The sequence below is a fragment of the Frigoribacterium sp. AP1 genome, from assembly GCF_056680555.1.
Map to the genome: position 1 here is coordinate 616,722 of NZ_CM155288.1, position 24,719 is coordinate 641,440.

Sequence of the window (24,719 nt, forward strand, 5' to 3'; positions counted from 1 at the left end):
GAGGCGCGGGTACGGTCGAGCGATGGACGACGTGATCAGACGCCGGGCCCTCGTGCACGGCTCGGTGCAGGGCGTGGGTTTCCGTTTCTCGACCGAGGGCGAGGCGGACCGACTGGACGTCGGCGGCTTCGTCCGCAACCTGCCCGACGGGACGGTCGAGGTCGAGGTCGAGGGACGGCCCGACCGGGTGGCGTTGCTGCTCGAGTGGCTCGACGAGGGACCCCGCGGGGCCCGGGTCGACCGGGTCGACGTGAGCGAGCTCGCCCCCGTGGGCGAGAGCGAGTTCAGCACCCGCCACTGAGCCCGGGGCGGACACGGACGGGAAGCCGGTCGCCGGAGACGAGAAGACCCGACCCGGACGCTCACACACACCCGACAGCGTGGAGTGCCCGGACCGGGCGTTCAAGGGTACCTGGTCGACGGCCCACCCCGATCACGCGGCCCGGTCCGGTCGGCGACCTCACATCCGGTCGCGCTGGCGCGTCTACGGGGTGAGTACCATCGCCGAGAGCCAGGAGGCACCGTGAGCGTCCACACCACCGTCGACACCCCCGTCGGCACGCTGACCGTCGTCGGGGCCGAGGCGGGCCTCGTCGGCCTCTACTTCGACGAGCACCGCCACCTGCCCGATCCGACCGGCTTCGGCCCGGTCTCGCGGGACGGCGTCGGGCTGAGCGACTTCGCCGAGGTCGAACGCCAGCTCGGTGGGTACTTCGGCGGCGAGCGCCGCTCCTTCGACCTGCCGCTGGCACCGCGTGGCAACGGCTTCCAGGTGCGGGTGTGGGACCTGCTGCGCGACATCCCCTTCGGCGAGACGCGCAGCTACGGGCAGCTCGCGACCGCGCTCGGCGGCGTCGGCCTGGCCCGGGCGGTCGGCGCCGCCAACGGGCTCAACCCGCTGAGCATCGTCGTACCCTGCCACCGCGTGGTCGGTTCGGGCGGAGCGCTCGTCGGCTACGCCGGCGGGCTCGACCGCAAACGGTTCCTGCTCGGGCTCGAGGCCGACCAGCCGTCGGGCCCCGAGTCCGGTCGGCTGTTCTGACGTGGAACCCTTCGAGCGCGTGGTCGCCCGGCACGGTCGCACGGTGTGGCGCGTGTGCCGGGCCGTGCTCGACGAGCACGACACCGACGACGCGTGGAGCGAGACGTTCGTGGCGGCCCTCGTCGCCTATCCGTCGCTGCCCGCGTCGACGAACCTCGAGGCGTGGCTGGTGACCATCGCGCACCGCAAGGCGATCGACGTGCTGCGGGCGCGGGACCGCCGCCCCCGCCCGGTCGAGACGGTGCCCGAACCGCAGCCCGCGCCTCCTCACGACGAGGCCATGGCTCGCACGGACGAACTGGACGGGGCGCTGCGGACCCTGCCGCCGGGGCAGCGCCGGGCCGTGGTCTACCACCACCTCGTCGGGCTGTCGCACCGCGAGGTCGCCGAGGTGACCGGCATCAGCGCGGACGCGGCCCGGCGCGCGTCCGCCGACGGGATCGCGGCGCTGCGCCGACTGCTGGCCGAACCGGCGACGCCCCGACCGACCGGCACCTCGGGGCGGGTCGCCCGCCGCGCCTCCGCCCCGCCCACCGCCGTCCCGTCCACCTCCGTCCCGTCCGCCTCCCCCGAGCCGAAGGGCACGCGATGACCGCCTCCCCCGCCGACGCGTCGACAGACCCGCGCGTCCTGTTGACCGGTCTCGACCCGGCCGACGACCGTCTCGCCGCCCTGCACGCCCGCTTCGCCGAGGCCGCCCTCGACGCCGGAGCGGTCGACGTGGCCTACCGCACCCTCGACTCCCCCGTCGGGCGGCTGCTCGTCTGCGCGACCGACGTGGGCGTGCTGCGGGTCGCCTTCGAGATCGAGGGGCACGACACGGTGCTCGACCGCCTGGCCTCGACCGTCAGCCCCCGCATCGTCGAGGCTCCGTCGCGGCTCGACGCCGTGGCACGCGAGCTCGACGAGTACTTCCGCGGCGAGCGCCGCGCGTTCGACCTGCCGCTCGACCGGCGTCTGTCGAAGGGCTTCCAGCGGACGGTGCTCGAGCACCTGCCCGACATCGGCTACGGCGCGACGGCGAGCTACGCCTCGGTCGCCCTCGCCTCGGGCAGCCCCCGTGCGGTGCGGGCCGTCGGCACGGCCTGCGCGACCAACCCGCTGCCGGTCGTCGTGCCCTGCCACCGGGTGGTGCGGAGCGACGGGACCGCCGGCAACTACCGTGGGGGCATGGCGGCCAAGCAGATCCTGATCGACCTCGAGGCACGCGCGTGAGCGACGTGGTGCGCCCCGGCCTGGTGCCTTCGAAGCCGATGCCGTCGGGTGCGGTGCCGTCGGGTCCGGCAGGCACGGGCGTCGTGGTCGGTGACGACGGGCTGGCCCGGCCGGTCTGGGCGTCGACCGACCCGCTGCTGCGCGACTACTACGACACCGAGTGGGGTCTGCCGGTCCGCGACGAGCGCGGCCTGTTCGAGCGGCTGAGCCTCGAGGCGTTCCAGTCGGGGCTGTCGTGGGCGACGATCCTGCGCAAGCGGCCGGCGTTCCGCACCGCGTTCGCCGACTTCGACCCCGAGGTGGTCGCCCGCTTCGACGACGCCGACCGGGAGCGCCTGATGACCGACGCGGGGATCGTCCGCAACCGGCTCAAGGTCGACGCGACGATCCGCAACGCGCGGGCGACGCTCGACCTGCGCGCCGACGGTGGGCTCGTGGACTTCGTCTGGTCGTTCCGGCCCGCCGAGACGCCCCGGCCCCGCACGATGGCGGAGGTGCCGACGATGTCGCCCGAGTCGCTCGCGCTCTCGAAGTCTCTCAAGGCGAAGGGGTTCACGTTCGTGGGGCCGACCACCATGCACGCCCTGATGGAGGCCGCGGGCATCGTCGACACGCACCTCGTCGACAGCCACCGCCGCGGGTCGTCGGGGGTGTGGGGCGACGACGGTCGGCCCGTGGCGGCCGGCGGCGGCCGGGCGGCCCGGTCGTGAGGGCGGACCCGCTCGACCCGGCGGCCTCGGACGCGGCTGCGCCCGGCGAGGCGGCCTCGCGCTTCGTCGTCGAACCCGTCGGAGCCTGGGACCACGCGCACGCCGTGGGGTTGCTGGCCGCGCACAGCGTGCCGGGAGCCGAAGCCACCGACGTCGCCGCGGCGTCGCACGCGCGACTGGTCGAGCTGGGCTCGGGGGCCGCGCGCGCCTCCTACCGTCTCGACCTGTCGTTCGCGTCGACCGGGGTCGACGTGGCGATGACCGGACCCGACGGCGTGCCGCCGACGGAGGAGACGGTCGACGAGGCCCGACGCGTCGTGCGGACGTGGCTCGACCTCGACACCGACCTCGACGACGTCGAGCGGGGCTTCGCCGACGACCCGGTGCTCGGGCCGCTCGTCGCGGCGCGACCGGGCATCCGCGTGACGGGCAACCCCGACGGGTTCGAGACGGCCGCGATGACCGTGCTCGGGCAGCAGGTCTCGCTCGCCGCGGCGCGCACCTTCACCGGGCGACTCGTGGCGGCCTACGGCGATCCGGTCGCAGGGACGGGCCTCGCGCGGTTCCCCCGTGCCGAGCGCCTGGCGTCCGCCGACGTCGACGAGCTGCGGGCCGCGGTCGGGGTGACGAACAGCAGGGCGCGGACGATCCACGCCCTGGCCGAGGTCGTCGCCGACGGGCTCGTGATCGCGCCCGACGTCGACCACGCCGACGCGCGTCGACGCCTGCTCGCCGTGCCCGGCATCGGCCCGTGGACGGTCGAGTACCTCGCGGTACGTGCCCTCGGCGACCGGGACGCCTGGCCCGCGGGCGACCTCGTGCTGCGGCGCGTGATGGGCGGCCTGACGACGAAGCAGGCCGAGGCCGCCGGAGCGGCGTGGTCGCCCTGGCGCGCCTACGCCCTCTTCCACCTCTGGGCCGCGGTGCTGCCGACCGCGCCGTGACGCCTCCGGCGCCGCCTGCCGACGCCGTCCGGACGAGGAGGCGCGGTGCGCCTAGCCTCGGAGGCCCACCACGAGAGGACTCCCCGATGAGCGACGCCCGCACGAACCCCGACCCGCACGGACCGGACGACGAGCTCGGCCACGGCGACGCGCTCGACCAGGCGGCCGTCGAGGCCGCCGCGATCGAGACGCACCGGGCGACCCACGGGTCGGGCCCGACCGACACGCAAGGCGAGCCCGCCGGGTCGGGCGACGCGACTCCCGACGGCGACGTCACGCAGCCGCTGGACGGCAGCCACTCGGGCGAGGACGGATACGTCGCCGTGAGCCCCGGCGGCGTCTCGGGCGAGCAGGACGCCGCCCTGACCGTCGACGACGAGGACCCGCACTCGGCCGACCCCGAGGCGAACGCCCACCGCGGCGACATCGGCGCGAACCGCGGCGGCAGCGGCGGCCGCTGACCCGGTGTGAGACCCCAGGAAGTCGCCGAGACCCCCGTGCGCGCGCCGGGGTCTCGGCGACTTCGTGGGGTCTCAGCGACGACGGGGTGGTGCATGCTGGTGGGGATGACTGACACGCGCCCCCACCTCGACGACTTCGCCCGCTTCATCCAGGCCTCGCCCTCGTCCTTCCACGCCGCGGCCGAGGCCGCCCGCCGGCTCGACGACGCCGGGTTCACCGCCCTCGACGAGACCGCCGAGTGGCCCACCGGCCCGGGGCGTCGCTACGTCGTGCGCGACGGCGCGGTCATCGCCTGGATCGAGCCCGCCACGGCGACGGCCACGACGCCGTTCCGCGTCGTCGGGGCGCACACCGACTCCCCCGGCTTCAAGCTCAAGCCCAAGCCGACGACCGGCACCCGCGGCTGGCTGCAGGCCGGTGTCGAGGTCTACGGCGGCCCGTTGTTCAACTCGTGGCTCGACCGCGACCTCGAGTTCGCCGGTCGACTGGTCACCCGCATGGGCGAGACGCACCTGGTTCGCACCGGGCCGCTGCTGCGCTTCCCGCAGCTCGCCGTCCACCTCGACCGCGGCGTCAACGCCGACGGCCTCAAGCTCGACCCCCAGCGTCACCTGAACCCCGTGGTCGGGGCGGGTCCGCTCGACGAGGCCGACGTCCTCGGCCACCTCGCCGGGTTGGCCGGGCTGACCGGAGCCGACGTGACCGGGTACGACGTGGTCGTGGCCGACACCGCGCCTCCTGCGGTCCTGGGGCTCTCCGGCGAACTGTTCGCCGCCGGGCGCATGGACAACCTGTCGTCGACCCACGCCGGTCTCGTCGCGTTGATCGAGACCGCGACGGCGGGCGTCGAGCTCGACCACGTCGCCGTGTTCGCGGCGTTCGACCACGAAGAGGTCGGGTCGGCCACGCCGTCGGGTGCCGCCGGTCCGCTACTCGAGGACGTCCTCGCCCGCGTCTCGGCCGGTCTCGGGGCGACGACGACCGACCACCGCCGCGCCCTCGCCGGGTCGTGGTGCCTGAGCGCGGACGCCGGGCACGCCGTGCACCCGAACTACCCCGAGCGGCACGACCCGGTCAACCAGCCGGTCGTGAACCGCGGACCGCTGCTCAAGATCAACGCCAACCAGCGCTACGCCACTGACGGGCTCGGCGCGGCCGAGTGGTCACGGACGTGCGAGCAGGCCGGCGTGCCGTTCCAGGAGTTCGTCTCGAACAACTCGGTGCCCTGCGGTTCGACCATCGGGCCGATCACGGCGACGCGGCTCGGCATCCGCACGATCGACGTCGGCATCCCGCTGCTCGGAATGCACTCGGCCCGCGAGCTCTGCGGCGCCGACGACCCGGCCTACCTGTCTCGCGCGGCCGCCGCCTTCCTCGCGCCGGACGCGTAGGCCCGGCAGCTCCGTCGGCCGCCGGTCGTGACCGCTCCGTCGGCCGCCGGTCGTGACCGCACGGCCGATCAGCCGAACGCCTCCGCCGCGGGCACCCCGAGCGCCCAGGCCAGCACGGCCGGCCACTCGCCGTAGCCCGAGTCAGGGGTGAGGTGACCGCCTCGGGGCACGACGACGACCGGGGCGTCGACCCGCGCCTCCCAGGTGTCGACCGGGCCGAGCGGCAGCCACTCGTCGTCGTCCCCGGCGACGACGACCGCCGCGGCGGACCCGCCGGGCGAGAGCCGACGGCCGTCGAACAGGTCGCCGGCCACGAAGGCGTGGATCGGCTGCCCGGCGATCAGCTCGGGCGAAGGAGGCGCGACGAGCGCGACCCGGTCGACCCGCGGAGGTGCGTCACCGGCCTGCAGCCTCAGCCAGAGCAGGCACGAGAGGCTGTGGCACAACACCGTCAGCGGCAGGTCCCCGGGGAGGCCGTCGAGCTCGCGTCGCACCGCGGCGTCCCAGGCGGCGGGCGAGGGCTCGTCGGCGTCGGGCAGCTGCGGGTAGCGCACGACGTGCCCCCGGGCCTCGAGCTCGCCGGCGAGCCACCGCTGCCAGTGGCCCTCGGGGCGGTGGTTCTGCCAGCCGTGCAGGATCAGGTAGGCCGTGGGCGGAGTCGAGAGCGGGGTCGGCGTCGGGGCGGTCGCTTCGGTCACGGTCCGATCATGCCCCGGCCGAGCGTCATGACGTGGCAGGGTCGACCCATGACGTCACACCCGTCGCGGTCGCGACCACCCCGGTCGCGATCACCCCGGCCGCGCCCGACCCGCTCGCCCCGGGCCCGGTTCGGCGACGGATACGCCTTCGACGGCGAGCCGACCCTCGACGGCCCGCCGCCCGCCGGGTTCCACGTCACGACCCGCAGCCGGGTGATCGGCCACGGCCGGGCCGCCTTCGACGCCGCGGGTGACGCCGTGCTGCACTGGCAGGTGCATCGCGGCTCGGGCTTCGTGCCGCTCGAGGTGCCCGCCCGGGTGACCGTCGGCGCGACGAGCGTCTGGGGCGTCACCTTCGGCCCCCTGCACCCACCGGTCGCCTGCCGGGTGTTCGCCGTCGTACGGTCCGAGACCGAGATCGGCTTCGGTCACGCCGCCCTGGTCGGCCACCCCCAGCGCGGCTGGGAGAGCTACCGCGTGCGCCACCACGACGACGACAGCGTGACGCTCGACATCCGTGTCGTCTGGCGTCCCGCCGCCTGGTGGATGCGTGCCGCCGGGCCCGCATCGGCGCTCGCCCTCTCGCTGATCCTGCGGCGCAACCTGCGTGCGCTGGACGGCGTCGTGGCCTCCGTCTGACGAGACTCGGGCAGGCGGTGCCGACCCGACGCGCCCGCTCGGCACGGGAGCGGGTGCCACGCCACCGCGCCGGGCTCCGAGCCCGCCGTGCCACACTGATCCGATGAGTCCTCGACGTCGCCACGCCGGTTCGGCCCGCAGCGCCGCCGCCCGCGACGCCTCGCGCTCGGGCGACGTCGACACGAACGTGACCGTCCGCCGCGTCGAACGGGGCGACCTCTACGTGCGGGTCAACACGATCGGTGACACCGGCGAGCGTGCGTTCCTGCTGGTGCCGGGCATCGGCGTCTCGTCCGACTACTTCGAACGCCTCGCGCCGAACCTCAACGAGTTCGGCCCCGTCCACGCCCTCGACCTGCCGGGTTTCGCCGGGGTCCCGCACCCGGGCCACGCCCTCACCATCCGTGAGTACGCCGACCTGGTCGGCACGGCGATCGACGAACTCGGGCTCGACGACCCGGTCGTCGTCGGGCACTCGATGGGCACGCAGATCGTCGTCGACCTCGCCGCCCGCCGGCCCGACCTGTCGACCGTGGTGCTGATCGGGCCCGTGATCGATCCGGCCCATCGTCACGTGCTCGAGCAGGCGGTGCGGTTCGCCCGTGCCGCCTGGCACGAACCCGGCCGGGTGAAGTTCCTGGCCCTGAGCGCCTACGTGCTCTGTGGGGTGCGCTGGTTCTCGCGCATCCTGCCCAAGATGATGACGTACCCGATCGAGCAGCACCTGCCTCAGATCGCCGCCGACACCCTGGTCATCCGAGGTGAGCACGACGCCGTCGCCCCGCGCGAGTGGGTGCGCCGCGTCGGCGAGCTGCTGCCCTCGTCCCGCCTCTGGGAGATGCCCGGCGCCGCCCACTCGGTCATGCACGCCCACGCCGAGGAGGTCGCCAAGCTCTGCGTCGAGCACGCCCAGCAGCCGATCACACACGACGAGGGCGACGAGCTGCACCACTACGTCGACGCGGGCGACGGTGACGAGAGCGACGACTTCAGTCCCAGCCCCGCCGACTTCGTCACGGCCGTCGGGGCGCGCCTGCGCTCGACCGCGGCGACCATGCGCGGTGACGACGAGGCCCTCGCCGAGGCCAAGACGGACCACGCCGAGTCGATGCAGGCGGCATTCGACCGTCGTCAGGCCGAGAAGGTCGCGGCCGGCGACGAGCCCGACGACGGCCCGCACATCGAGCCCACCACCGGCGACGCCCGCCGCTGAGAGCGGCGGTCGGGTCGAGGACGCAGGAGGCGCGGGTCGCGTCGACCCGCCCCTCACGCCCTCCCCCTCACGCCCCCGAGACGGTCAGCCCGATCAGCACGAGGTTGAGCGCGACGACGACCACCACGGCCGCCCATCCGGCCACGCGAGTCCCCACGGCGTTGACGCCCGTGCCCATGAGGGACCGGTCGCTCGTCGCGACGACGAGCGGCACCAGCGCGAAGGCGATGCCGAAGCTCAGCACCACCTGGCTGAGGACGAGCAACCAGGTCGGGCTGATGCCCGTGGCGAGCAGCACCAGGGCAGGGATCAGCGTCACGACCCGCCGGACCATGAGCGGCACCTGCACGTGCAGCAGACCCTTCATGATCTCGGCGCCCGCCATCGCCCCGATCGACGTCGACGCCAGGCCGGAGGCGAGCAGGCCCACGGCGAAGAGCACCCCGATCACCGGCCCGAGAGCGGCGGCGATCGCCTGCTGCGCCCCGGGGATCGTGTCGGTGCCGTCCTGGCCCGCGAGGGTCGAGGCCGCGAGCACGAGCATGGCGACGTTCACGCCACCGGCGACCAGCAGCGCGAGGACGACGTCCCACCGCGTGGCCTTCAGCACGCGGGCCCGGTCAGCCCCTTCGGCGACGACGCCGTGGTGGTCCCGGGTCAGCGCGGAGTGCAGGTAGACCGCGTGCGGCATGACGGTCGCGCCGAGCATCGAGGCGGCCAGCAGCACCGCCGTGCTGTCCTCGAAGCGGGGCACGAGGCCGGCGAGCATGCCGCCCGCCGAGGGCGGGGAGAAGAGCAGGCCGGCGCAGAACCCCAGCGTGAGGACGGCCAGCAGGGCGATGACCACGGTCTGGAAGACCCGGCCGCTGCGGTACCTCGTGAGCATGAGCAGGCCGAGCGAGACGAGGCCGGTGATCAGACCGCCGACGACGAGCGGCACGCCGAAGAGCAGCTGCAGGGCGAGGGCACCACCGATGATCTCGGCGACGTCGGTCGCGGCCGCCACCAGCTCGGCCTGCCCCCAGTACGCGAGCCGGAGGGGCCGACGACTTAGGCGCGTGCCCATCACCTCGGGCAACGACCGCCCCGTGACGATGCCCAGCTTGGCCGACAGGTACTGGACCAGCACGGCGATGGCGTTGGCCAGCACGAGCACCCAGAGCAACGTGTACTGGTACGACGCCCCCGCCGTGAGGTTCGCGGCGACGTTCCCCGGGTCGACGTAGGCGATCGCGGCGACGAACGCCGGGCCCAGCAGGGTGCCGCGCGGCCGCGCGTGGACGACCTGCGGGGGGCGGCCGTCACGGGGCGGTTCGGCGTCGGCGCGGCGGGTGTCGGTCGAGCTCATGCCTCGACCTTAGCAAGGTTTCGGCGTGCCGAAATCCTGGTATCGAAGCGCCTCAACACTGCGGAGACGAGAAGAACCCCGTTCCGTGTGATGAACCACGAAGGTTCGTGGTTCATCACATGGAACGGGGTTCGAGGCTGATCCGGTACGTACCGGATCACGCCGTAGTTCGGTACTACTCCGTCGCGGCGGTGATCTTCGCGACGCCGACGAGCATCTCGTCCTGGACGGCGTCCGTCCCGAAGGTCTCGTTCAGCAACTCGGCCGCGTCGGGGCTGACGTGGACCGTCGTGCCCTCGAGCACGGCGTTGCCGTCGACGACCTCGAGGGGCTTGAGGGTGCCGCCCCAGAGGTTGAACAGGTAGGCGTCCTCGGCGGCGACGGTGCCGTTGGCGGTGACGGTGCCGTAGAGCTTGCTCTCGCCCGGGTCGATGCGGAAGTCGGTGAGTTCGACGACGGTGCCGTCGGCCGCGGTCAACGACAGGCCGGAGCCGTCGTGGTCGATCTCGCCCTGCACGTAGGGACGGATCTCGCTGTCGGGGCCGAAGTAGTCGACGTGCCCGCCCGTGATCGGGAACGAGAACGTGCCGTCGGTGAACGTCGCGGTGCCGACCACGCCCGGCGTGAGGCCGAGGGTCGTGAGGGCCTCGACGAACGACGCGTCGACGGCGACCTGGGTGTCGACGCCGTTCGACAGGTCCGGGATCGTCGCCTGGGGCAGCAGGCTCTCGCCCGGACCCGGTTCGCGGGTCTGGTTCACGGGGTGCGTCGGGGCCGTGTTGTTGCTCTCGGAGTCCGAGGTCGAGGCACAGGCCGCGAGCGAGAACACGAGGGCTCCGGTGGCGACGACGCCGAGGACGCCGCGGCCGAGGGGGGAACGGAGGGGGGTGCGCATGAGTGGTCCTTGTCTGTGCTGCCCGGTGGGGTTGATCGGTGTTCGACGCCCGGGCCGCGTCGGATGGGGCGAGCGGGCGAGGGGGCGACCCGGCCGGGACGCCCCCTCGCGGCGCTCAGTCCTGTTCGGAGAAGAAGCGGTCGACCTTGCGGTGGTACCGCTGACCCAGCAGGCCGCCGAGGACGGCACCGGCGAAGCTCAACACGACCACGAGGGCGAGGCCGATCAGACCGGCGAGGGACGACGACTGCAGGTCGTCCATCGAGGGCACGAACGGGTTCGGCGACGACGAGTCACCGGACTGGGTGCCGACGACGCCCACGACGATCGCCAGGACGATCGTGATGACGACGCCCCAGAGCCAGGTCGCGAGCCCCTGCTTGAAGCCGCTGAAGCGGGCGATGCGCGACGCCGTGTACCCGCCGACGAGGTACCCGAAGAAGATGATCGCGAGCACCACGATGCCCGACGTCAGCGCCAGCACGTCGGCGTTGTCGGCCGTGAAGCTGCGCAGGTCGGTCATGGCGGTCGAGCCCGAGGCGACCCCGCCCCAGGCCGCGAGGACGCCGCCGAAGATCGTGATCATGACGAGGCCGAAGCCCGTCGCGGCGAACCAGCCGAGCAGACCGGCGCCGAAGCGGATGCCGCCGAACTCCTCTTTCTGCTGGGCGAGCAGCTCACGGCGCACCGACACGTGGTCGATGCCGGAGTCCTTGATCAGGGGGTAGGCGTGGGAGCCGGTGTCGCGACCGGCGGCGGCACCTGCAGCCGCGCCTCCTGCCGCTGCCGCGGTGGGCGCGACGGCGGTGGGGGCGTCCTGGCCGAACGAGGGCTGACGCTCGGCCGCGGCGCGGTCGGTGGCGTCGCGCTCGGCGTCCGAGCGGTCGTCGACCCACCCGTCGCGCGAGGACGAGGAGGCGCCGGTCGCCGCGGTCGCGGACGCCGCGGTGGCCGTGTCGTCACCCCGGTCACCCGTGGCGGGGTCTCCGGCGCGGGCGGCCTCGGCCGCGCGCAGGGCCTCGTCGTCGTGCAGCGGACGGCGCGTGCCGTCGGAGGAGGCGGACCAGGCCCGCTGGGCGGGCTCGGTCGGAGCCACCATGGGGATGGCCTCGGTGGGACGGCCGGCCGAGGCCGCGTCCCGGTCGGACTCCGAGAGGACCTCGGTGTCGCGCCCGTCGGCGTCGGTCGACGAGTCGGCGTCGGCGGGTCGGTCGGACGCCGTGTCGCCGGGGACGTACTCGGCGGGCACCGACTCGGGCAGCGCCTCCTCGTCGGACGGGGCGGGAGCGCCGGACGCGTCGCCGGTCGCACGGGTCTCGGCCACGACCGGGCGGTCCTCGGCGTCGGCGATCGGGGCCTGCTGCGTGGGGGCGTCGGAACCGAAGTCGACGGCGGGCTGCTGCTGCGTCGGGGCGTCGCCGCCGAAGTCGACGGCGGGGGGCTGCTGCGTCGGCACCTCGGAGCCGTAGGGCACCTCGGTCGACTCACCGGTCTCGTCGGACCGCGGGGCGTCGTTCTCGTCGCCGTGCCGGGGATCGCGTCCCTCGTGGTCGGGGCGGTCGCGCCGCGGATCGTTCGCGTCGGTCATGGCTCACTCCTGTCGGTGGGGTCGTTCCCTGGATCTGTGATCCTCCTGAACGTTACGCCCGAACGGCACCCCGGGCCGGGAGCCCCCGCCCTCACCCGGAGGACTCACGGGCCCGGACGAGCCGGTAGCGTGGACGGGACCGCCGAGCGACGAAGGACGACGACGTCATGACCGACACCAGCCAGATCCCCTCCGACCCGACCGCGACCGACCCCGCGGCGACGGCCCGCCGGGCCCCGGCGGCCGGCCGCACGCGACCCAAGGCCGACATCGCCCGATCGTGGCTGCTTGTCCCCGGCACCGCGCCCGACCGCTTCGACTCGGCGCAGGCGTCACGCGCCGACCAGATCGTCCTCGACATCGAGGACGCGGTCGACCCGGCCCGCAAGCCCGCCGCACGCGACGACGTCGTCGCCTGGCTGACGGGCGGCGGCGAGGCGTGGGTGCGGATCAACGACCGCTCGACCGACTTCTGGTCCGGCGACGTCGACGCCCTCCTGGGCCTGCCCGGACTGCACGGCGTCATGCTCGCCAAGACCGAGGCCCCCGAGCACGTCACCGAGACCTTCGACCGGCTCGGAGGCGCGGTGCCGGTGCTCGCCCTCGTCGAGTCGGCCCTCGGCATCGAGGAGAGCCCCGCCATCGCCAAGGCCCGCGGGGCGTTCCGTCTCGCGTTCGGCAGCGGCGACTACCGCCGCGACACCGGCACGAGCGCCGACGACCTGGCCATGGCCTACCCCCGCTCGCGCCTCGTCGTGGCCAGCCGCATCGGCGGACTGCCCGGCCCGATCGACGGCCCGACGGTGGGCAGCAGCCACCCCGTCCTGCGCGAGCAGTCCGGGGTCGCGGTCGCCCTCGGCCTGACCGGCAAACTCTGCCTCGACGTCGAGCAGTTGCCCGTGATCAACGAGGTCATCAGCCCGACCCCGTCCGACGTCGCCTGGGCCCAGGACTTCCTGGCCGACTTCGAGGGCCGCGGCCGGGTCATCCGCGACGGCAGCGACCTGCCCCGCCTCGGCCGGGCGCAGAAGATCGAGAAGCTCGCCTCGGCGTTCGGGGTGCAGCCCGCCAGCTGACCCCTCGACGGAAGGAGGCGCATCCCACCGGGGATGCGCCTCCTTTTTTTCTTGCCCGATTTCTTGTCGCGGTCTTGACTCGCGATAGTCAACGACATATCTTTGACACATCGCGACAGGACGTCGTGATCTCGACTTCTTCCCTCGACCCCAAAGGAGTACCCCATGGGTACCGACTTCACCCCCGAGAACCACGGCGACCCCCGTCGCCAGCACCACGACTCCCCCGACGCCCGCCGCGACCCCTTCGGCCGCGGCGAGGGTCACGGCCGATTCGGCCGTCCGTTCGGCCGCGGGTTCCGCCCCGGCCCCGGGTTCGGCGGCTTCGGCCCCGGTTTCGGCCCCGGCGGCCCGGGCTTCGGCCCCGGCGGCTTCGGGCCGGGCCGCGGAGGACGCGGCCGGGCCCGACGCGGCGACGTGCGCCTCGCGATCCTCTCGCTGCTGTCCGACGCCCCGTCGAACGGCTACGGCCTGATCAAGGCGATCGCCGAGCGAACCGACGGCGCGTGGAAGCCCAGCCCCGGCTCGGTCTACCCCACGCTGCAGCAGCTCGTCGACGAAGAACTCATCTCGTCCGACGAGGCCGCGACCAAGAGCGTCTTCACGCTGACCGAGGCGGGCCGGGCCCATGTGGCCGAGCACGCCGACGAGATCGAGAAGGCCTGGGCAGCGACGGCCGACGACGCGAGCGACACCGACCGCGAGTTCCAGACCAGCCTCATGAAGCTGATGGGCGTCGTGAAGCAGTTCCACCACGACGGCAGCGAGGCCCAGCGGGCCGCCGCCACCGCCAAGCTCGACGAAGCCCGCCGCGCGCTCTACACGATCCTGGCGGACTGAGCCCTGGCGGACTCAGCCTCGGCGGGCTGAGCCTCGGCGGGCTGAGCGCTCGCCGGTCGGCACCGGCCCGGCGGCCGACGTGAGCACCGAGGAGGCGCGGTGCGGGAATCCCCGCACCGCGCCTCCTTCGCGTGGTCGCGGCGCCGCCCGGACCGATGTCAGGGGTCGTGGGCAGGATGGCCCCACGAGAACGACGACCTGCCGGAGGCGCCCATGAGCACCACAGACGACCCCACCACCGCGAGCACCGTCGGGCTCGACCGCGCGGGGTACGATCCGTCGTTCCTCACGGTCCACGTGCCCCTGCCGGCAGTCCACACCACCGTGCGCGAGTTGCCCTACGTCCACTTCACGGTGCTGCTCGACCCCCTCCGGCGCTTGGCCGCTCTGACGGCGGTCAACGTCGACGGGTCGTCGCTGCTCGACCTGGGCCGAGGCGACGACTGGCACCTCGACGAACGCGTACCCGACGACGAGCAGACGGGTCCCGAGGTGTACGCCTCGAACGACCTCGACCGGGGGCACCTGGTCCGCCGACGCGACCCGGTCTGGGGCGAGCCGGTCGTCGCGGCCGCGGCGAACGTCGACACGTTCAGCTTCACCAACGCCGCACCGCAAGCCGCCGAGTTCAACCAGTCGAAAGAGCTCTGGCTCGGCCTCGAAGACCGGGTGCTGCAGTACGCCTCCACGCACCGGCAGCGGCTGACGGTCTTCACGGCGCCCGTGCTGCTCGACGACGACGCGCCCTACCGCGGCATCCGCCTGCCGCGCCGGTTCTTCAAGATCGCGGCGTGGACCACGTCGGACGGTGGCTCGTTGCGCACGGCGGCGTACCTGCTCGATCAGTCCCCCGAGCTCGAGGGCGTCGACCTCGAGGCCGCGTTCGCCCGCTCGCACGAGCAGGGCGACCCACCGCCGCTCGGGCCGTACCGCACCTACCAGGTGCCCGTCCGCGACATCGCCGAGATGACCGGCTTCGACCTCGCGCAACTCGCCGAGGCCGACACCCTGCGGCCCGTGCCCACGATCGAGCCGCCGGACGGCATCCGCGCGGGGTGGGTGCCGCTCACGTCGGTCGACCAGCTGTCGTTCTGACGACCCCGCGACCCCGGCTCGTCCAGGCGGCTCGCATCGAGCCGTGCCAGCATTCTCTGGCCATGGCACCGAACGACCGAGACCCCGTCGACCCCGCAGACATCCCGTCACCCCTGCCGCCCGAGATGCCACGCAGCCTGACGATCCTGCGCGACGAGGACGCCCCTCCGGTCCGGGCCGCGCCCTGGCGCGAGGTCCGGGTGGCCTTCCTGGTGCCGACCACCTCGATCGATGCGGCCTCCGGTGTCAGGCACCTGCTCGACGAACCCGAACTGCACTTCTCTCCCGGGCTGCGCCAGGGGACGCTCGCGCTGATGCCCCGCCGATCGGCGCTCCTCCGCGTGGTGCTCGAGTGGGAGTGGTCGGTCGAGGCGGCGTCCTTCTCCGTGAACTCCTTCGAGCCAGAGCCCTTCACGCCCGACGAACGGGACGCCCTCGAGGCCTGGTTGCGGGCGACGGCCCGACGGCTGCAGCTGTTCGAGGGTGCGCTCGCGCGAGCCGTCGCCCGGGTCGACCACGACGTGGTGCGTGGCATCGACACGAGCTCTCCCGAGTCCTCGCTGGCCGGCGCCGCGGCCGTGGCGCGGGCAGCAGATGCGGTGGCGAGCGCGTCCGGTCCGGACGACCCGCGGCCCGGGGGCGCCCGATCCGACGATCTCGCGACGGCCGGCCCGGCCGCCACGACGATGCGGGCGGCCACCCTCGGCACGAGACTCGCCTCCCCCGCCGCCGGAGCCCCTCACCCCGTGGTCGACGTCACCCTGCCGGACGCGAGCGACCCCGGCTGGGAGGTCTTCGTCGACGCCACGACCCGTCAGACCCTCGGCTACCGCCGCACCCTCGACGACGACGGCAACGCCTACGCCTTCAGCTACCTGGTGGCCGACGACGTGGACGACGTCACGCTCGACGACCTGGTCGACTGGCACGACCAGCACATCCAGCGACAACTCCTGGTCGAGGACGCACGCCAGGCCTACGTCCACCTGCTGGCCGGGCTGGAGCCGCCCGTCTCGGTGCAGTACACGGTCTGACCGACCCGACCCGCGCCTCCTGGTCGCCTCCCCGACCGACCCGGTGCGTCCCCGCGCTCATCGCGACGGGCCCATCGCGCGGGCGACGTGCCGTTCGCGACCCGTCCGAACCCAGGGCGGCGTGCATCCCGCGACCTGTCCGAGCCGCGGCGGCGTGCCTTTCGCGACCTGTCCGAGCTGCGGCGGCGTGCCTTTCGCGACCTCGGGCGGCCCGCCGGACGTGCCGAACCCGACATCGGCGCGACGAAACGCCGCTCATCTGTTCACCCGGACGGCGTGTCGGGTCCCGGGTGTCGCGATCTGCACGAGAAGCCGGGGGGTGGGGGCAGAGGCCGGGAGGCGCGGGTCAGGGGGCGACGTCGACGATGGCGACGAAGCGGGTGCCGACGCCGTCGACCTCGGCGCGCACGACGCCCGGCTCGGGCTCGGGCAGCTCGTCCGCGCCGTGGTCGTCACAGCTGAGGTAGGTGTACTCGGGCCACCACTTCTTGGGGCGCGCCGCCTCGTGGTAGCCGCAGACGACGCACTCCAGCTCGACCCAGACCGGCTTGCCCGTGCGGTTCGCGCGGGACTGCACCAGCCAGGCCGGCGGAGTCCGTTCCATCGCGACGAGCTCGTCGACCGTCATCTTCGGCGGCAGTCCGTGGCGCTTGGCCATCTCGAGGGGGATGTCCAGTCGCAGGGCGGCGTCTCGTCGCGTGATCACCCGCACACGCTACCCGCCCGCCCGCATCCGCCGCGAGCAGCACATCTGTTGCCACGAGCAACACTCGGCGTCAAGTCGGCCAGAGTGCCGACTTGCCCCCGGACGAGGGCCAGGCGGAAGCTCGACCCAGGCGGGACGTGCCCGATCCACCGGGTCGGGCGATCACCGGACCGCCCGGCCGGCACCACCCGGTCGGCACCACCCGACACGCACCACCCGAACCAAGGGGAACCACATGAAGACCTTCGTCGCCGCCGCCCTGACCGCTGCGGCCCTCGCCGTCGGATCGCTCGGGGTCTCGACCTCGGCCGTCGCCGCCGGCCCCGACAACACCATCCGGTCGACGGACATCGTCGGCGGCGAGAAGGCACCCACGACGCCGTGGGCCGTGCAACTGGTCTTCCAGACCGGCGGCACCGCGAGCTACGCCTGCACCGGCGAACAGATCAACGCCAGCTGGGTGCTGACCGCCCGCCACTGCATCGACGGCGTCACCTCGATGCAGGTCTACCACTCGAACAGCACGACGAACCCGGGCACCGCGATCGCCGTCGACCGCGTCGCCGCCGCCCCCGTGGGCGACATCGCACTCGTGCACCTGAGCCAGTCGAAGACCCTCGGCAGCTACCCGACGCTGAACCTGGGGTTCCAGGCGACCTCGACGGGCAGCGGAACGATCATGGGGTACGGCCTGCGCGCGAACTCGGTGCAGTCCGACGGTCTGTATCAAGCGACGGTCGGCCTGACCGGCCGCAGCACCGACGCCTACGGCGGGGTCGCCCAGCACCTGAACGGCACCACCGGCGCGGCGAACCACGGCGACTCGGGCGGACCGCTGATCGTGAACGGCCAGATCGTGGCCGTCTGCTCGACCGGCGACGAGGCCGACCCGGGCGCGAACACCCGCGCCGGGTCGAACTACGCGGTGCTGTCGCAGAGCGCGAGCTGGATCCGCTCGACGGCCGGCCTCTAGTCCGCGAACGGGCCGGTCCGCCGGCTCCGGGCTACCACGGACGCCCGGCCACACGGCCCCGCCCGCCCACGGAGCGTAGGAGGCGCACCCCGGTCACGCGACCGGGGTGCGCCTCCGTCGTCGTGGCGACCCGCGCCTCCTCGAGGGCGTCGGCCGCGGGACGTCAGACGATCGGCTTCTCGAAGCAGATCGACTGCGGGATGGTCGTGACGTAGGGCTCGTAGGTCGGGATGCGGGTGAAACCGATCTTCTCGTAGAGGGCGACGGCGTCGGGCTGGCGGTCCCCGGTCTGCAGGATGAGTCGGCGCGCACCGCCCTCACGGGCGACCGCCTCGAGCTCGGCCATCAGCAGTCGGCCGATGCCGCGGCCGCGCTGACCGTCCGAGACGATCACGCGCTTGACCTCCCATTCGCCGTCCCGGCTCTGCACGAGGGCGTGGCCGACGGGCGTGCCGCCGTCGGCATCGTCGTCGGCCACGACCAGCACGGTGGCCAGCACGTTCGACGGGTGGACCGTGAGGGCGGCGTTCCGGGCCTCGACGACGGCGACGGGCTCGACGACGTCGCGGTGGTAGCGGACGGTCATCTCGGCGTCCATGGCGTCGCGCAGGGCGACGGCACGGGGGTCGTCGAAGGCGACGCGTTCGAGGTGCAGCGGGGGCAGGGCGGAGGGAGCGGTGTTCGTCACCAGACGATTCTGCCCCCTCGGGCGGGACCCGGCGGACGTGCTACAGACGGACGCCGCGTGCCGACATGAACGGCACGGGGTTCGTCGAGGCGCCGCCCACGCGGGTCTCGAAGTGCAGGTGGCAGCCGGTCGAGTTGCCGGTCGACCCGACGAGCGCGATCAACTGGCCCGCGACGACGCTCTGCCCGCGGGACACCTTGATGCCGCCGTTGACGATGTGGCCGTACGCGGTCGAGACGCCGCCGCCGTGGCTGACCTGGATGTAGTTGCCGTAGCCGCTCGCCTGACCGGCGAACGTCACGGTGCCTGAGGTCGCGGCGTAGATGGGGCTGTTGCAGCCGGGGGCCAGGTCGATGCCGTCGTGCATGCGGTAGACGCCGGTCACCGGGTTGACGCGCATGCCGTAGCCGCTCGACATGTAGCCGGCGCTAGGTCGCACCCAGCCCGAGCCGGTCGAGGCACCGCCACCACCGGACGAACCACCGCCTGTGGACGGGGCGGGAGCGGGAGCAGAAGGCGTCGAGGGCCGGGCAGCGGCGGCCGCAGCAGCCGCTGCGCGCTGCTGACGGAGGGCCTCGGCCTGGCGGGCGGCCTCGGCAGCCGCCGCGGCCTTGCGGGCCTCTTCGGCCTGACGTGCGACCTCGACGCCGGTGGCGTAGTCGGCCTCGGTCTGCAGGCTCTGGTCCTGCAGCACGGCGAGCTGACCCTGGAGGCGCGACTCGTTCTCTTGCTGGGCGGCGACGGCGGCTGCGGCGGCGTCGGACGCGGCCTGCGCCTCGTCCATCGAGACCTGGGCGGCGCCCTGCAGCTTCACGAGCGCGTCCGAGGCGACCTTGGCCTGGTCGGAGAGCGACTGCGCGACGTTGCGGTCGTTCACGGCCTGCTGGCGGATGCCGTCGGTCTGCTCGGTGAGCTTGCTCATCGCGCCGAGTCGGTAGAGGAGGTCGTCGGCCTGCTCGGTGTCACCCACGAGCTGTGACGACACGTTGCCGCCACCGGTGCGGGCGAGCTGGGCCGAGACCTGGCCCGCGCGCTGCTCGCTGGCGTCGGCCACCGCGGCCTTCTCGTCGGCCTGCGACTGCAGTTCGGCGAGCTTGGCGGCACCGGCGTCGGCGTCGGCCTGGGCCTGCTCGAACTCGGCACCGAGACGCTCGGCTTCGGCCTGGGCGGTGGTGGCGTCGCTCGCGAGCTGGTCGAGCAGCCCCTGGATGCGGCTGACCTCGGCGGCTTTGGACGACTCGCTCGACCGTGCGGCCTGGACGTCGTCCCACGACGGGTACGAGGCGGCCTGCGCGGGCGAGGCCCCGAGCACCGTGCCCGACACGACGAGCGTGAGGCTGAGCAGCACCGTCGCCACGGCGGCGGCGACGCCCTGTCGGCGGGGCAGGGTCACGGGCGAAGTCACGGAAGAGCACCTATCTCTGGTCGGCCCCGAGCCCGCAGGACGCGTCGGATCGACGGCCGTCGGGGGGTGGGGAACCTGATCAGCCTACGGGCGGAACCGGGAAGGGTAAACCCGGACATCAAGCTTTCTCGGCATCGGCTTGTCCCCAGTCAGGGGTTCACAGGGGTGTTCACGACATGACTCCAGTCACACGAGTCACACGATCTGTACCCCGAAGGACGAGGAGGCGCGGGTCTGCGACACCTGTCGCCCACGACGACAGGCATCGCCCTCGCGGGCCGGGACCCGCCACACGGGACGAGTCTCGGACACGTCGTCGGGGTCAGTCGACGAAGGCCGAGTTGAGACGGTGCAACGCCGCGGCGAGCGCGTCGACCTCGGCGACCGTCCACCCCTCGAGCCGGTCGGCCAGGGCGGACCGGTTGGCGTCGACCGATCGGGCGAGCAGCTCACGGCCGCGGGCGGTCAGCGCGAGGGCCTGCCCTCGTCGTCCTTCGACCGCGCCACCCTCGCCGGGCTCGACCAGGCCCAGCTCGACGAGTCCGCCGAGCTGGCGCGAGACGGTCGAGCGGTTGAGGCCGAAGTCCGCCGCGATGTCGGTGGCTCGACAGCCGGGGTGGGCCGCGATGAAGGTGACGAGCGAGTGCTCGACGAACGACAACGGGGCGCTCTTGTGCCGGGCGCGGGCGACGGCCCGCCGCGACACGGTCTCGAGCTCCGAGTAGACCGTGTCGATTCCTCGCTGCCCCCGCTGGTCCGTCACGGGGTCAGCCTAACGGCGGGCGGTCGGGAACACCGAGGGGGCGGTTTGTGTTGCATAATGCAACTGTAGACCGACGGGCAACGGCGCCCCCGACCACGAGGAGCCCCGTGACGACCACCGACCTGACCCTGCACCGCCCGGACGACGGCGCGCGCCCCGACCACGACTCGTTCCGCGACGACCCGCTCCGGGGGCGGGACGACCGACCCGACCCGCGCCTCCGACGCGGTCACCAGCACGCCGGACCCACGGCCGCGCGCCGCCCGCGCCCGGACGCCGCGGCCTGGCGGTCCCTCGGCCTGCACGTGCTGATCCCCCTCTTCCTGGCCACCGGCATGGCCCTCGCCTACCTCGGCGCCTTCGGCCACCCGACACCCCACCACGTGCCCGTCGCCGTCGTGGGCAGCTCGGCCCAGAGCGAGGTCTTCGCCCAGCAGCTCAACGACGCCGACCCGGACGCCCTCGACGTGCGCACCGTCGCCGACGCCGACGCGGCGCGCAGGCTCATCACCGACCGCGAGATCTCGGGTGCGTTCGAGGTGGGCGCGACCGACGCGACCCTGTACGTCTCGTCCGCAGCGTCCGACACGACCGCGAGCGTCCTGCAGAAGGTGTTCGGCCCAGTCGCCTACCGGCTCGGGCTGCCCCTGGAGGTCGACGACGTCGTGCCGAGCGGCGAGGGCGACCCGACGGGACAGGGGCTGTTCTTCCTGCTCGTCGCCCTGAGCGTCGGCGCGTACGCGAGTGCCGCGGCCATCTCGGCGGCGAGCGCCCGGCTGGGACTCGGCTCGCGCCTCCTCGCCGGTGTCGTCACGGCCGCGGTCATCGCGGCGATCGGCACCGTCGTCGTCGGCCCCGTCTACGGCATCGTCACGACCGGCCTGTGGGGCGTGGCACTCGTCAGCTGGCTCTACGTGACCACCGTCGTCGTGATCGGCATCGGCCTGCACCCCCTGCTGCGCCACTGGACGACGCCCGCCCTCACCATGCTCTTCGTCATGCTGAACTTCACCAGCTCGGGCGGCGTCTTCTCGTCGCAGCTCGTGCCGCCCTTCTTCGGGGCGTTGGGTGCCTTCTGGAACGGCTCGGCCTGGCTGCACGCCACGCAGTCGATCGTGTACTTCCCCGGCCAGGGCTGGGGCCGGGCCGGCCTGACGCTCTCGCTCTGGCTCGCCGCCGGGCTCGCCCTCGCCGGACTCACCCACCTCTGGAGCGTGCGCCGCACCCGGCTCGCGAACGAACTCGTGGCCGTCCGCGAGGACGAGGAGGGCATCGCCGCCTGACCCCCGGCCGCCGGCCGGCCACCCCGAGGAGCCGCGGGGCGCGACGATCGCGCCCCGCGCCTCCTCGATCCGGGCGCGTGCGAGACTCGACCGGTGACGACGACGCACGAGACCCTCCGTCCACCCCGACGCGACGAGCGCAACTGGGCCGACAGCTTCAGCTACGGAGCGACCCGGGTCGTGCAGCCGACCACGGTCGACGAGCTGAGCGAACTCGTCGCCGCGGCTCCCCGCATCCGGGCCCTGGGGACGCGCCACTCGTTCAGCGACGTGGCCGACGGCCCGGGCCTGTTGGTGTCGACCACGGCATTGCCCGCCGACCCGGTGATCGCAGACGACGGGCACAGCGTCACCGTCGGCGCCGGCACGAACTACGCCGTCGTCGCGCAGCGCCTCGACCGGCACGGACTCGCCCTGCTGAACATGGGGTCGTTGCCGCACATCTCGGTGGGCGGCGCGATCGCCACCGGTACCCACGGCTCGGGGCTCGGCCTCGGCAGCCTGTCGAGTGCGGTCTCGGCCCTCGAGATCGTCGGCCCCGACGGGTCCGTCCGGACCGTGCGTCGCGGTCAGCCGGGGTTCGACGGCAGCGTCGTGGCCCTGGGCGCCCTCGGCGTCGTGGTCCGGGTGACCCTGGACGTGCAGCCCGGGTTCCGCATGCGGCAGGACACGTACGTCGACCTGCCCTGGTCGAGCGTCGACGACCACCTGCTCGACGTCATGGGAGCCGGCTACAGCGTCAGCTTCTTCCACGAGTTCGACCACCGCATCCGCGAGGTGCTCGTCAAGTCGCGCGTGCCCGAGGGCCTCGCCGACGTGTCGATGCCCCGTGACCTGTGGGGCGCCCGCCCCGCCCCGGTCGACGAACACGCCGAGGTCACCGGCACGAAGTCGACGCCGATGGACGGCAGCGTCGGGTCGTGGGCGGACCGGCTGCCGCACTTCCGCATCGACGCCACCCCGTCGGTGGGTTCCGAGTTGCAGAGCGAGCACTTCGTGGCCCTCGAGGACGGCCCGGCCGCACTCCGCGCCGTGCAGCGCCTCGGCGACGATCTGCGCCCGCACCTCCACACCTGCGAGACCCGCACCGTCGCCGGCGACCCGCTGTGGTTGAGCCCGACGCCGCAGGACAGCCTGGGCATCGCCTTCACCTGGAAGAAGCACCCCGCCGATGTCGCCGCCCTCATCCCCCGCGTCGAGGAGGCGCTGGCCCCCTTCACCCCGCGCCCCCACTGGGGCAAGCTGTCGGCCCTGCCCCACGCGGCGATCGTCGAGGCGTACCCCCGGTTGGCCGACTTCGCCGCCCTCGTCCACGAGGTCGACCCCGACGGCAAGTTCGGCGGCCCGGCACTCGAGCGACTGCTCGCATAGAGCCGTGCCCGGGGGCTGTTCTTCTTGCCGGACCGGGACCTGCTGGCTCAGCCGGACCGGGACCTGCTGGCTCAGCCGGACCGGGCGGCCGCCCGATCGAGGGTCGGGCCGAGCGTCAGTAGGACTCGCCGGTGGGGTCGGCCGCGTCGAGGTCGAGCAGCTCGGCACCGCCGACGGGCAGGCCCTGCCAGGTCTGGAGGCGCCAGCCGCGGTCGAGGGTGCCCTCGAGCGTGACGACGCCCGTGTTCTCGAGCAGGTGGTGCCGGATGAACTCGTCGTCGACGTTGACCGCCCGCGACCCGGCCCAGGCGCGGATGGCCGCGCCGTGACTGACGGCGGCGACCGTCTCGTGACCGTCGCGCTCGCCCGCGGCGATCAGGTCGGCCAGCGCCGCGTCGTAGCGGGCGAAGAACTCGTGCCCGTCTTCCGAACCGGGCACCCGCGCGTCGAGGTCGCCCGCCGCCCAGGAGAAGACGCAGCCGACGTAGGCCGTGACCGCGTCGGCGTCGCTGCGGTCTTCGAGGTCGCCTGCCTTCACCTCGCGCAGCCCGTCGAGCACCGTCGGCGTCACCCCCCTGGCGGCGGCCAGAGGAGCCGCGGTGAGCTGCGTGCGCACGAGCGTGCTGACCGCGAGCGCACCGATCGTCTCGTCGGCTAGGGCCGCGGGCAGCGCCTCGGCCTGCCGCCGACCGAGATCGGTGAGCCCGACGCCGGGGGCGACGGTACCGAGCTTGCCCTCGACGTTGTCGGGGGTCTGACCGTGGCGGATCAACAACAGGCGCATGATCCACCACCCTAGGACGGACCCCCGACACCGGGGGGGGCTGGTCGACGAACGCGACGCGCGCCTTCCGCACCCCCTGTGCGCATCCCGACCCGCGCCTCCTGGGCTCGGCGTGCAGATCCCGGCCCGCACTTCCCGCGCGCCCGTGCAATTCCCGACCGCTGCCGGCCTCGTCGACGTGCCAAACCCGACAACTCCGCCGGGACACGCCGCTCACCTTGGTCGCACACCGGCATGTCGCAGCGCCTCTGTCGCGATTTGCACAGTGCCCGAGCCGCACCTCCCGAGCCGCCGTCCTGATCCCGACCCGCGCCTCCTGGGCTCGGCGTGCAGATCCCGACCCGCACCTCCCGCGCGCCCGTGCAATTCCCGACCGTCGCCGGCCGCGTCGACGTGCCGAACCCGACATTTCCCCCGGGACACGCCGCTCACCTTGGTCGCACACCGGCATGTCGCAGCGCCTCTGTCGCGAATTGCACAGCGCGCGGGCGGCGGCGGGGGCAGGGAGGCGGGGGTCGAGGAGGTGCGGGTCGAGGAGCTGCGGTGCGGCCGGTCG

General features: G+C 73.6%; 26 protein-coding genes. 17 read left to right on the forward strand and 9 right to left on the reverse strand.

From position 1 onward, the window contains the following. Positions 1 to 22 precede the first annotated feature (22 nt). The 8 genes from AC1MBW_RS02940 (at position 23) to AC1MBW_RS02975 (ending at position 5,764) form a co-directional block, all read left to right on the forward strand. Complete coding sequence (locus AC1MBW_RS02940; RefSeq protein ID WP_055971148.1) at positions 23 to 301, forward strand: acylphosphatase; 279 nt, start codon at positions 23 to 25, stop codon at positions 299 to 301. Positions 302 to 523: 222 nt separating this feature from the next. Further along, positions 524 to 1,042: a methylated-DNA--[protein]-cysteine S-methyltransferase gene (locus tag AC1MBW_RS02945; protein ID WP_480025375.1), complete on the forward strand. Its 519-nt coding sequence runs from the start codon at positions 524 to 526 to the stop codon at positions 1,040 to 1,042. A 1-nt stretch (position 1,043) separates the two neighbouring features. Next, positions 1,044 to 1,634, forward strand: a complete 591-nt coding sequence (locus AC1MBW_RS02950) for an RNA polymerase sigma factor (RefSeq protein ID WP_480025376.1) — start codon at positions 1,044 to 1,046, stop codon at positions 1,632 to 1,634. After that, positions 1,631 to 2,257 (forward strand): methylated-DNA--[protein]-cysteine S-methyltransferase, encoded by a 627-nt coding sequence (locus tag AC1MBW_RS02955; protein WP_480025377.1) that lies wholly within the window; start codon positions 1,631 to 1,633, stop codon positions 2,255 to 2,257. Before AC1MBW_RS02950 ends, AC1MBW_RS02955 begins: the two co-directional genes overlap by 4 nt. 38 nt (positions 2,258 to 2,295) lie before the next feature. Beyond that, a complete protein-coding gene (locus AC1MBW_RS02960; protein ID WP_480026067.1) occupies positions 2,296 to 2,967 on the forward strand; it encodes a DNA-3-methyladenine glycosylase I in 672 nt (223 codons plus the stop codon). Continuing rightward, entirely contained in the window at positions 2,964 to 3,911 is a 948-nt protein-coding gene (locus AC1MBW_RS02965) for a DNA-3-methyladenine glycosylase family protein (RefSeq protein WP_480025378.1), read from the forward strand. The genes AC1MBW_RS02960 and AC1MBW_RS02965 overlap by 4 nt, the downstream gene beginning before the upstream one ends. Before the next feature lie 86 nt (positions 3,912 to 3,997). Beyond that, positions 3,998 to 4,372, forward strand: coding sequence for a hypothetical protein (locus AC1MBW_RS02970; protein ID WP_480025379.1), 375 nt, complete (start codon positions 3,998 to 4,000; stop codon positions 4,370 to 4,372). A 105-nt stretch (positions 4,373 to 4,477) separates the two neighbouring features. Then, complete coding sequence (locus tag AC1MBW_RS02975; protein WP_480025380.1) at positions 4,478 to 5,764, forward strand: M18 family aminopeptidase; 1,287 nt, start codon at positions 4,478 to 4,480, stop codon at positions 5,762 to 5,764. Positions 5,765 to 5,832: 68 nt separating this feature from the next. On the opposite strand, the gene AC1MBW_RS02980 is transcribed toward AC1MBW_RS02975, so the two are convergent. Next, a complete protein-coding gene (locus tag AC1MBW_RS02980; protein WP_480025381.1) occupies positions 5,833 to 6,462 on the reverse strand; it encodes an RBBP9/YdeN family alpha/beta hydrolase in 630 nt (209 codons plus the stop codon). Positions 6,463 to 6,510: 48 nt separating this feature from the next. Here AC1MBW_RS02980 and AC1MBW_RS02985 point away from each other — a divergent pair, with 48 nt between their 5' ends. Continuing rightward, positions 6,511 to 7,101: a DUF1990 family protein gene (locus AC1MBW_RS02985; protein ID WP_480025382.1), complete on the forward strand. Its 591-nt coding sequence runs from the start codon at positions 6,511 to 6,513 to the stop codon at positions 7,099 to 7,101. Positions 7,102 to 7,204: 103 nt separating this feature from the next. Further along, positions 7,205 to 8,314: an alpha/beta fold hydrolase gene (locus AC1MBW_RS02990; RefSeq protein WP_480025383.1), complete on the forward strand. Its 1,110-nt coding sequence runs from the start codon at positions 7,205 to 7,207 to the stop codon at positions 8,312 to 8,314. 67 nt (positions 8,315 to 8,381) lie between these two features. Here AC1MBW_RS02990 and AC1MBW_RS02995 read toward each other — a convergent pair whose 3' ends face one another. The 3 genes from AC1MBW_RS02995 to AC1MBW_RS03005 all read right to left on the reverse strand — a co-directional run bounded on the left by AC1MBW_RS02995 (position 8,382) and on the right by AC1MBW_RS03005 (position 12,145). Then, positions 8,382 to 9,662, reverse strand: coding sequence for an Nramp family divalent metal transporter (locus AC1MBW_RS02995; RefSeq protein WP_480025384.1), 1,281 nt, complete (start codon positions 9,660 to 9,662; stop codon positions 8,382 to 8,384). A gap of 175 nt (positions 9,663 to 9,837) precedes the next feature. Next, a complete protein-coding gene (locus AC1MBW_RS03000; RefSeq protein ID WP_054144925.1) occupies positions 9,838 to 10,557 on the reverse strand; it encodes a hypothetical protein in 720 nt (239 codons plus the stop codon). Positions 10,558 to 10,672: 115 nt separating this feature from the next. Then, positions 10,673 to 12,145, reverse strand: coding sequence for a CvpA family protein (locus AC1MBW_RS03005; protein ID WP_480025385.1), 1,473 nt, complete (start codon positions 12,143 to 12,145; stop codon positions 10,673 to 10,675). Between the two features lie 167 nt (positions 12,146 to 12,312). Here AC1MBW_RS03005 and AC1MBW_RS03010 point away from each other — a divergent pair, with 167 nt between their 5' ends. The 4 genes from AC1MBW_RS03010 to AC1MBW_RS03025 all read left to right on the forward strand — a co-directional run bounded on the left by AC1MBW_RS03010 (position 12,313) and on the right by AC1MBW_RS03025 (position 16,190). Continuing rightward, positions 12,313 to 13,221, forward strand: a complete 909-nt coding sequence (locus tag AC1MBW_RS03010; protein WP_480025386.1) for an HpcH/HpaI aldolase/citrate lyase family protein — start codon at positions 12,313 to 12,315, stop codon at positions 13,219 to 13,221. 165 nt (positions 13,222 to 13,386) lie between these two features. Continuing rightward, on the forward strand, positions 13,387 to 14,061 hold the full coding sequence (locus tag AC1MBW_RS03015; RefSeq protein WP_480025387.1) for a PadR family transcriptional regulator: 675 nt from the start codon (positions 13,387 to 13,389) through the stop codon (positions 14,059 to 14,061). Between the two features lie 213 nt (positions 14,062 to 14,274). Then, on the forward strand, positions 14,275 to 15,156 hold the full coding sequence (locus AC1MBW_RS03020) for a DNA/RNA non-specific endonuclease (protein WP_480025388.1): 882 nt from the start codon (positions 14,275 to 14,277) through the stop codon (positions 15,154 to 15,156). A 62-nt stretch (positions 15,157 to 15,218) separates the two neighbouring features. Then, positions 15,219 to 16,190 (forward strand): hypothetical protein, encoded by a 972-nt coding sequence (locus AC1MBW_RS03025; RefSeq protein WP_480025389.1) that lies wholly within the window; start codon positions 15,219 to 15,221, stop codon positions 16,188 to 16,190. Between the two features lie 346 nt (positions 16,191 to 16,536). Here the strand turns inward: AC1MBW_RS03025 and AC1MBW_RS03030 are convergent, their stop codons facing one another. Beyond that, positions 16,537 to 16,896 (reverse strand): hypothetical protein, encoded by a 360-nt coding sequence (locus tag AC1MBW_RS03030; protein WP_480025390.1) that lies wholly within the window; start codon positions 16,894 to 16,896, stop codon positions 16,537 to 16,539. Positions 16,897 to 17,131: 235 nt separating this feature from the next. Here AC1MBW_RS03030 and AC1MBW_RS03035 point away from each other — a divergent pair, with 235 nt between their 5' ends. Next, entirely contained in the window at positions 17,132 to 17,869 is a 738-nt protein-coding gene (locus AC1MBW_RS03035) for a S1 family peptidase (protein WP_480025391.1), read from the forward strand. 163 nt (positions 17,870 to 18,032) lie between these two features. Here AC1MBW_RS03035 and AC1MBW_RS03040 read toward each other — a convergent pair whose 3' ends face one another. The 3 genes from AC1MBW_RS03040 to AC1MBW_RS03050 form a co-directional block, all read right to left on the reverse strand. Further along, on the reverse strand, positions 18,033 to 18,557 hold the full coding sequence (locus AC1MBW_RS03040; protein ID WP_235450974.1) for a GNAT family N-acetyltransferase: 525 nt from the start codon (positions 18,555 to 18,557) through the stop codon (positions 18,033 to 18,035). A gap of 40 nt (positions 18,558 to 18,597) precedes the next feature. Then, on the reverse strand, positions 18,598 to 19,962 hold the full coding sequence (locus AC1MBW_RS03045) for a peptidoglycan DD-metalloendopeptidase family protein (protein WP_480025392.1): 1,365 nt from the start codon (positions 19,960 to 19,962) through the stop codon (positions 18,598 to 18,600). A 322-nt stretch (positions 19,963 to 20,284) separates the two neighbouring features. Continuing rightward, entirely contained in the window at positions 20,285 to 20,725 is a 441-nt protein-coding gene (locus AC1MBW_RS03050; RefSeq protein WP_480025393.1) for a MarR family winged helix-turn-helix transcriptional regulator, read from the reverse strand. A gap of 107 nt (positions 20,726 to 20,832) precedes the next feature. Between AC1MBW_RS03050 and AC1MBW_RS03055 the strand changes: the two genes are divergently transcribed. Continuing rightward, positions 20,833 to 22,008, forward strand: a complete 1,176-nt coding sequence (locus AC1MBW_RS03055; protein ID WP_480025394.1) for a hypothetical protein — start codon at positions 20,833 to 20,835, stop codon at positions 22,006 to 22,008. Between the two features lie 93 nt (positions 22,009 to 22,101). Then, positions 22,102 to 23,379 carry an FAD-binding protein gene (locus AC1MBW_RS03060; RefSeq protein WP_480025395.1) on the forward strand — a complete coding sequence of 426 codons (1,278 nt, stop codon included), beginning with the start codon at positions 22,102 to 22,104 and terminating at the stop codon, positions 23,377 to 23,379. A gap of 115 nt (positions 23,380 to 23,494) precedes the next feature. Here AC1MBW_RS03060 and AC1MBW_RS03065 read toward each other — a convergent pair whose 3' ends face one another. After that, a complete protein-coding gene (locus AC1MBW_RS03065; RefSeq protein WP_480025396.1) occupies positions 23,495 to 24,163 on the reverse strand; it encodes a histidine phosphatase family protein in 669 nt (222 codons plus the stop codon). Positions 24,164 to 24,719: the final 556 nt, after the last annotated feature.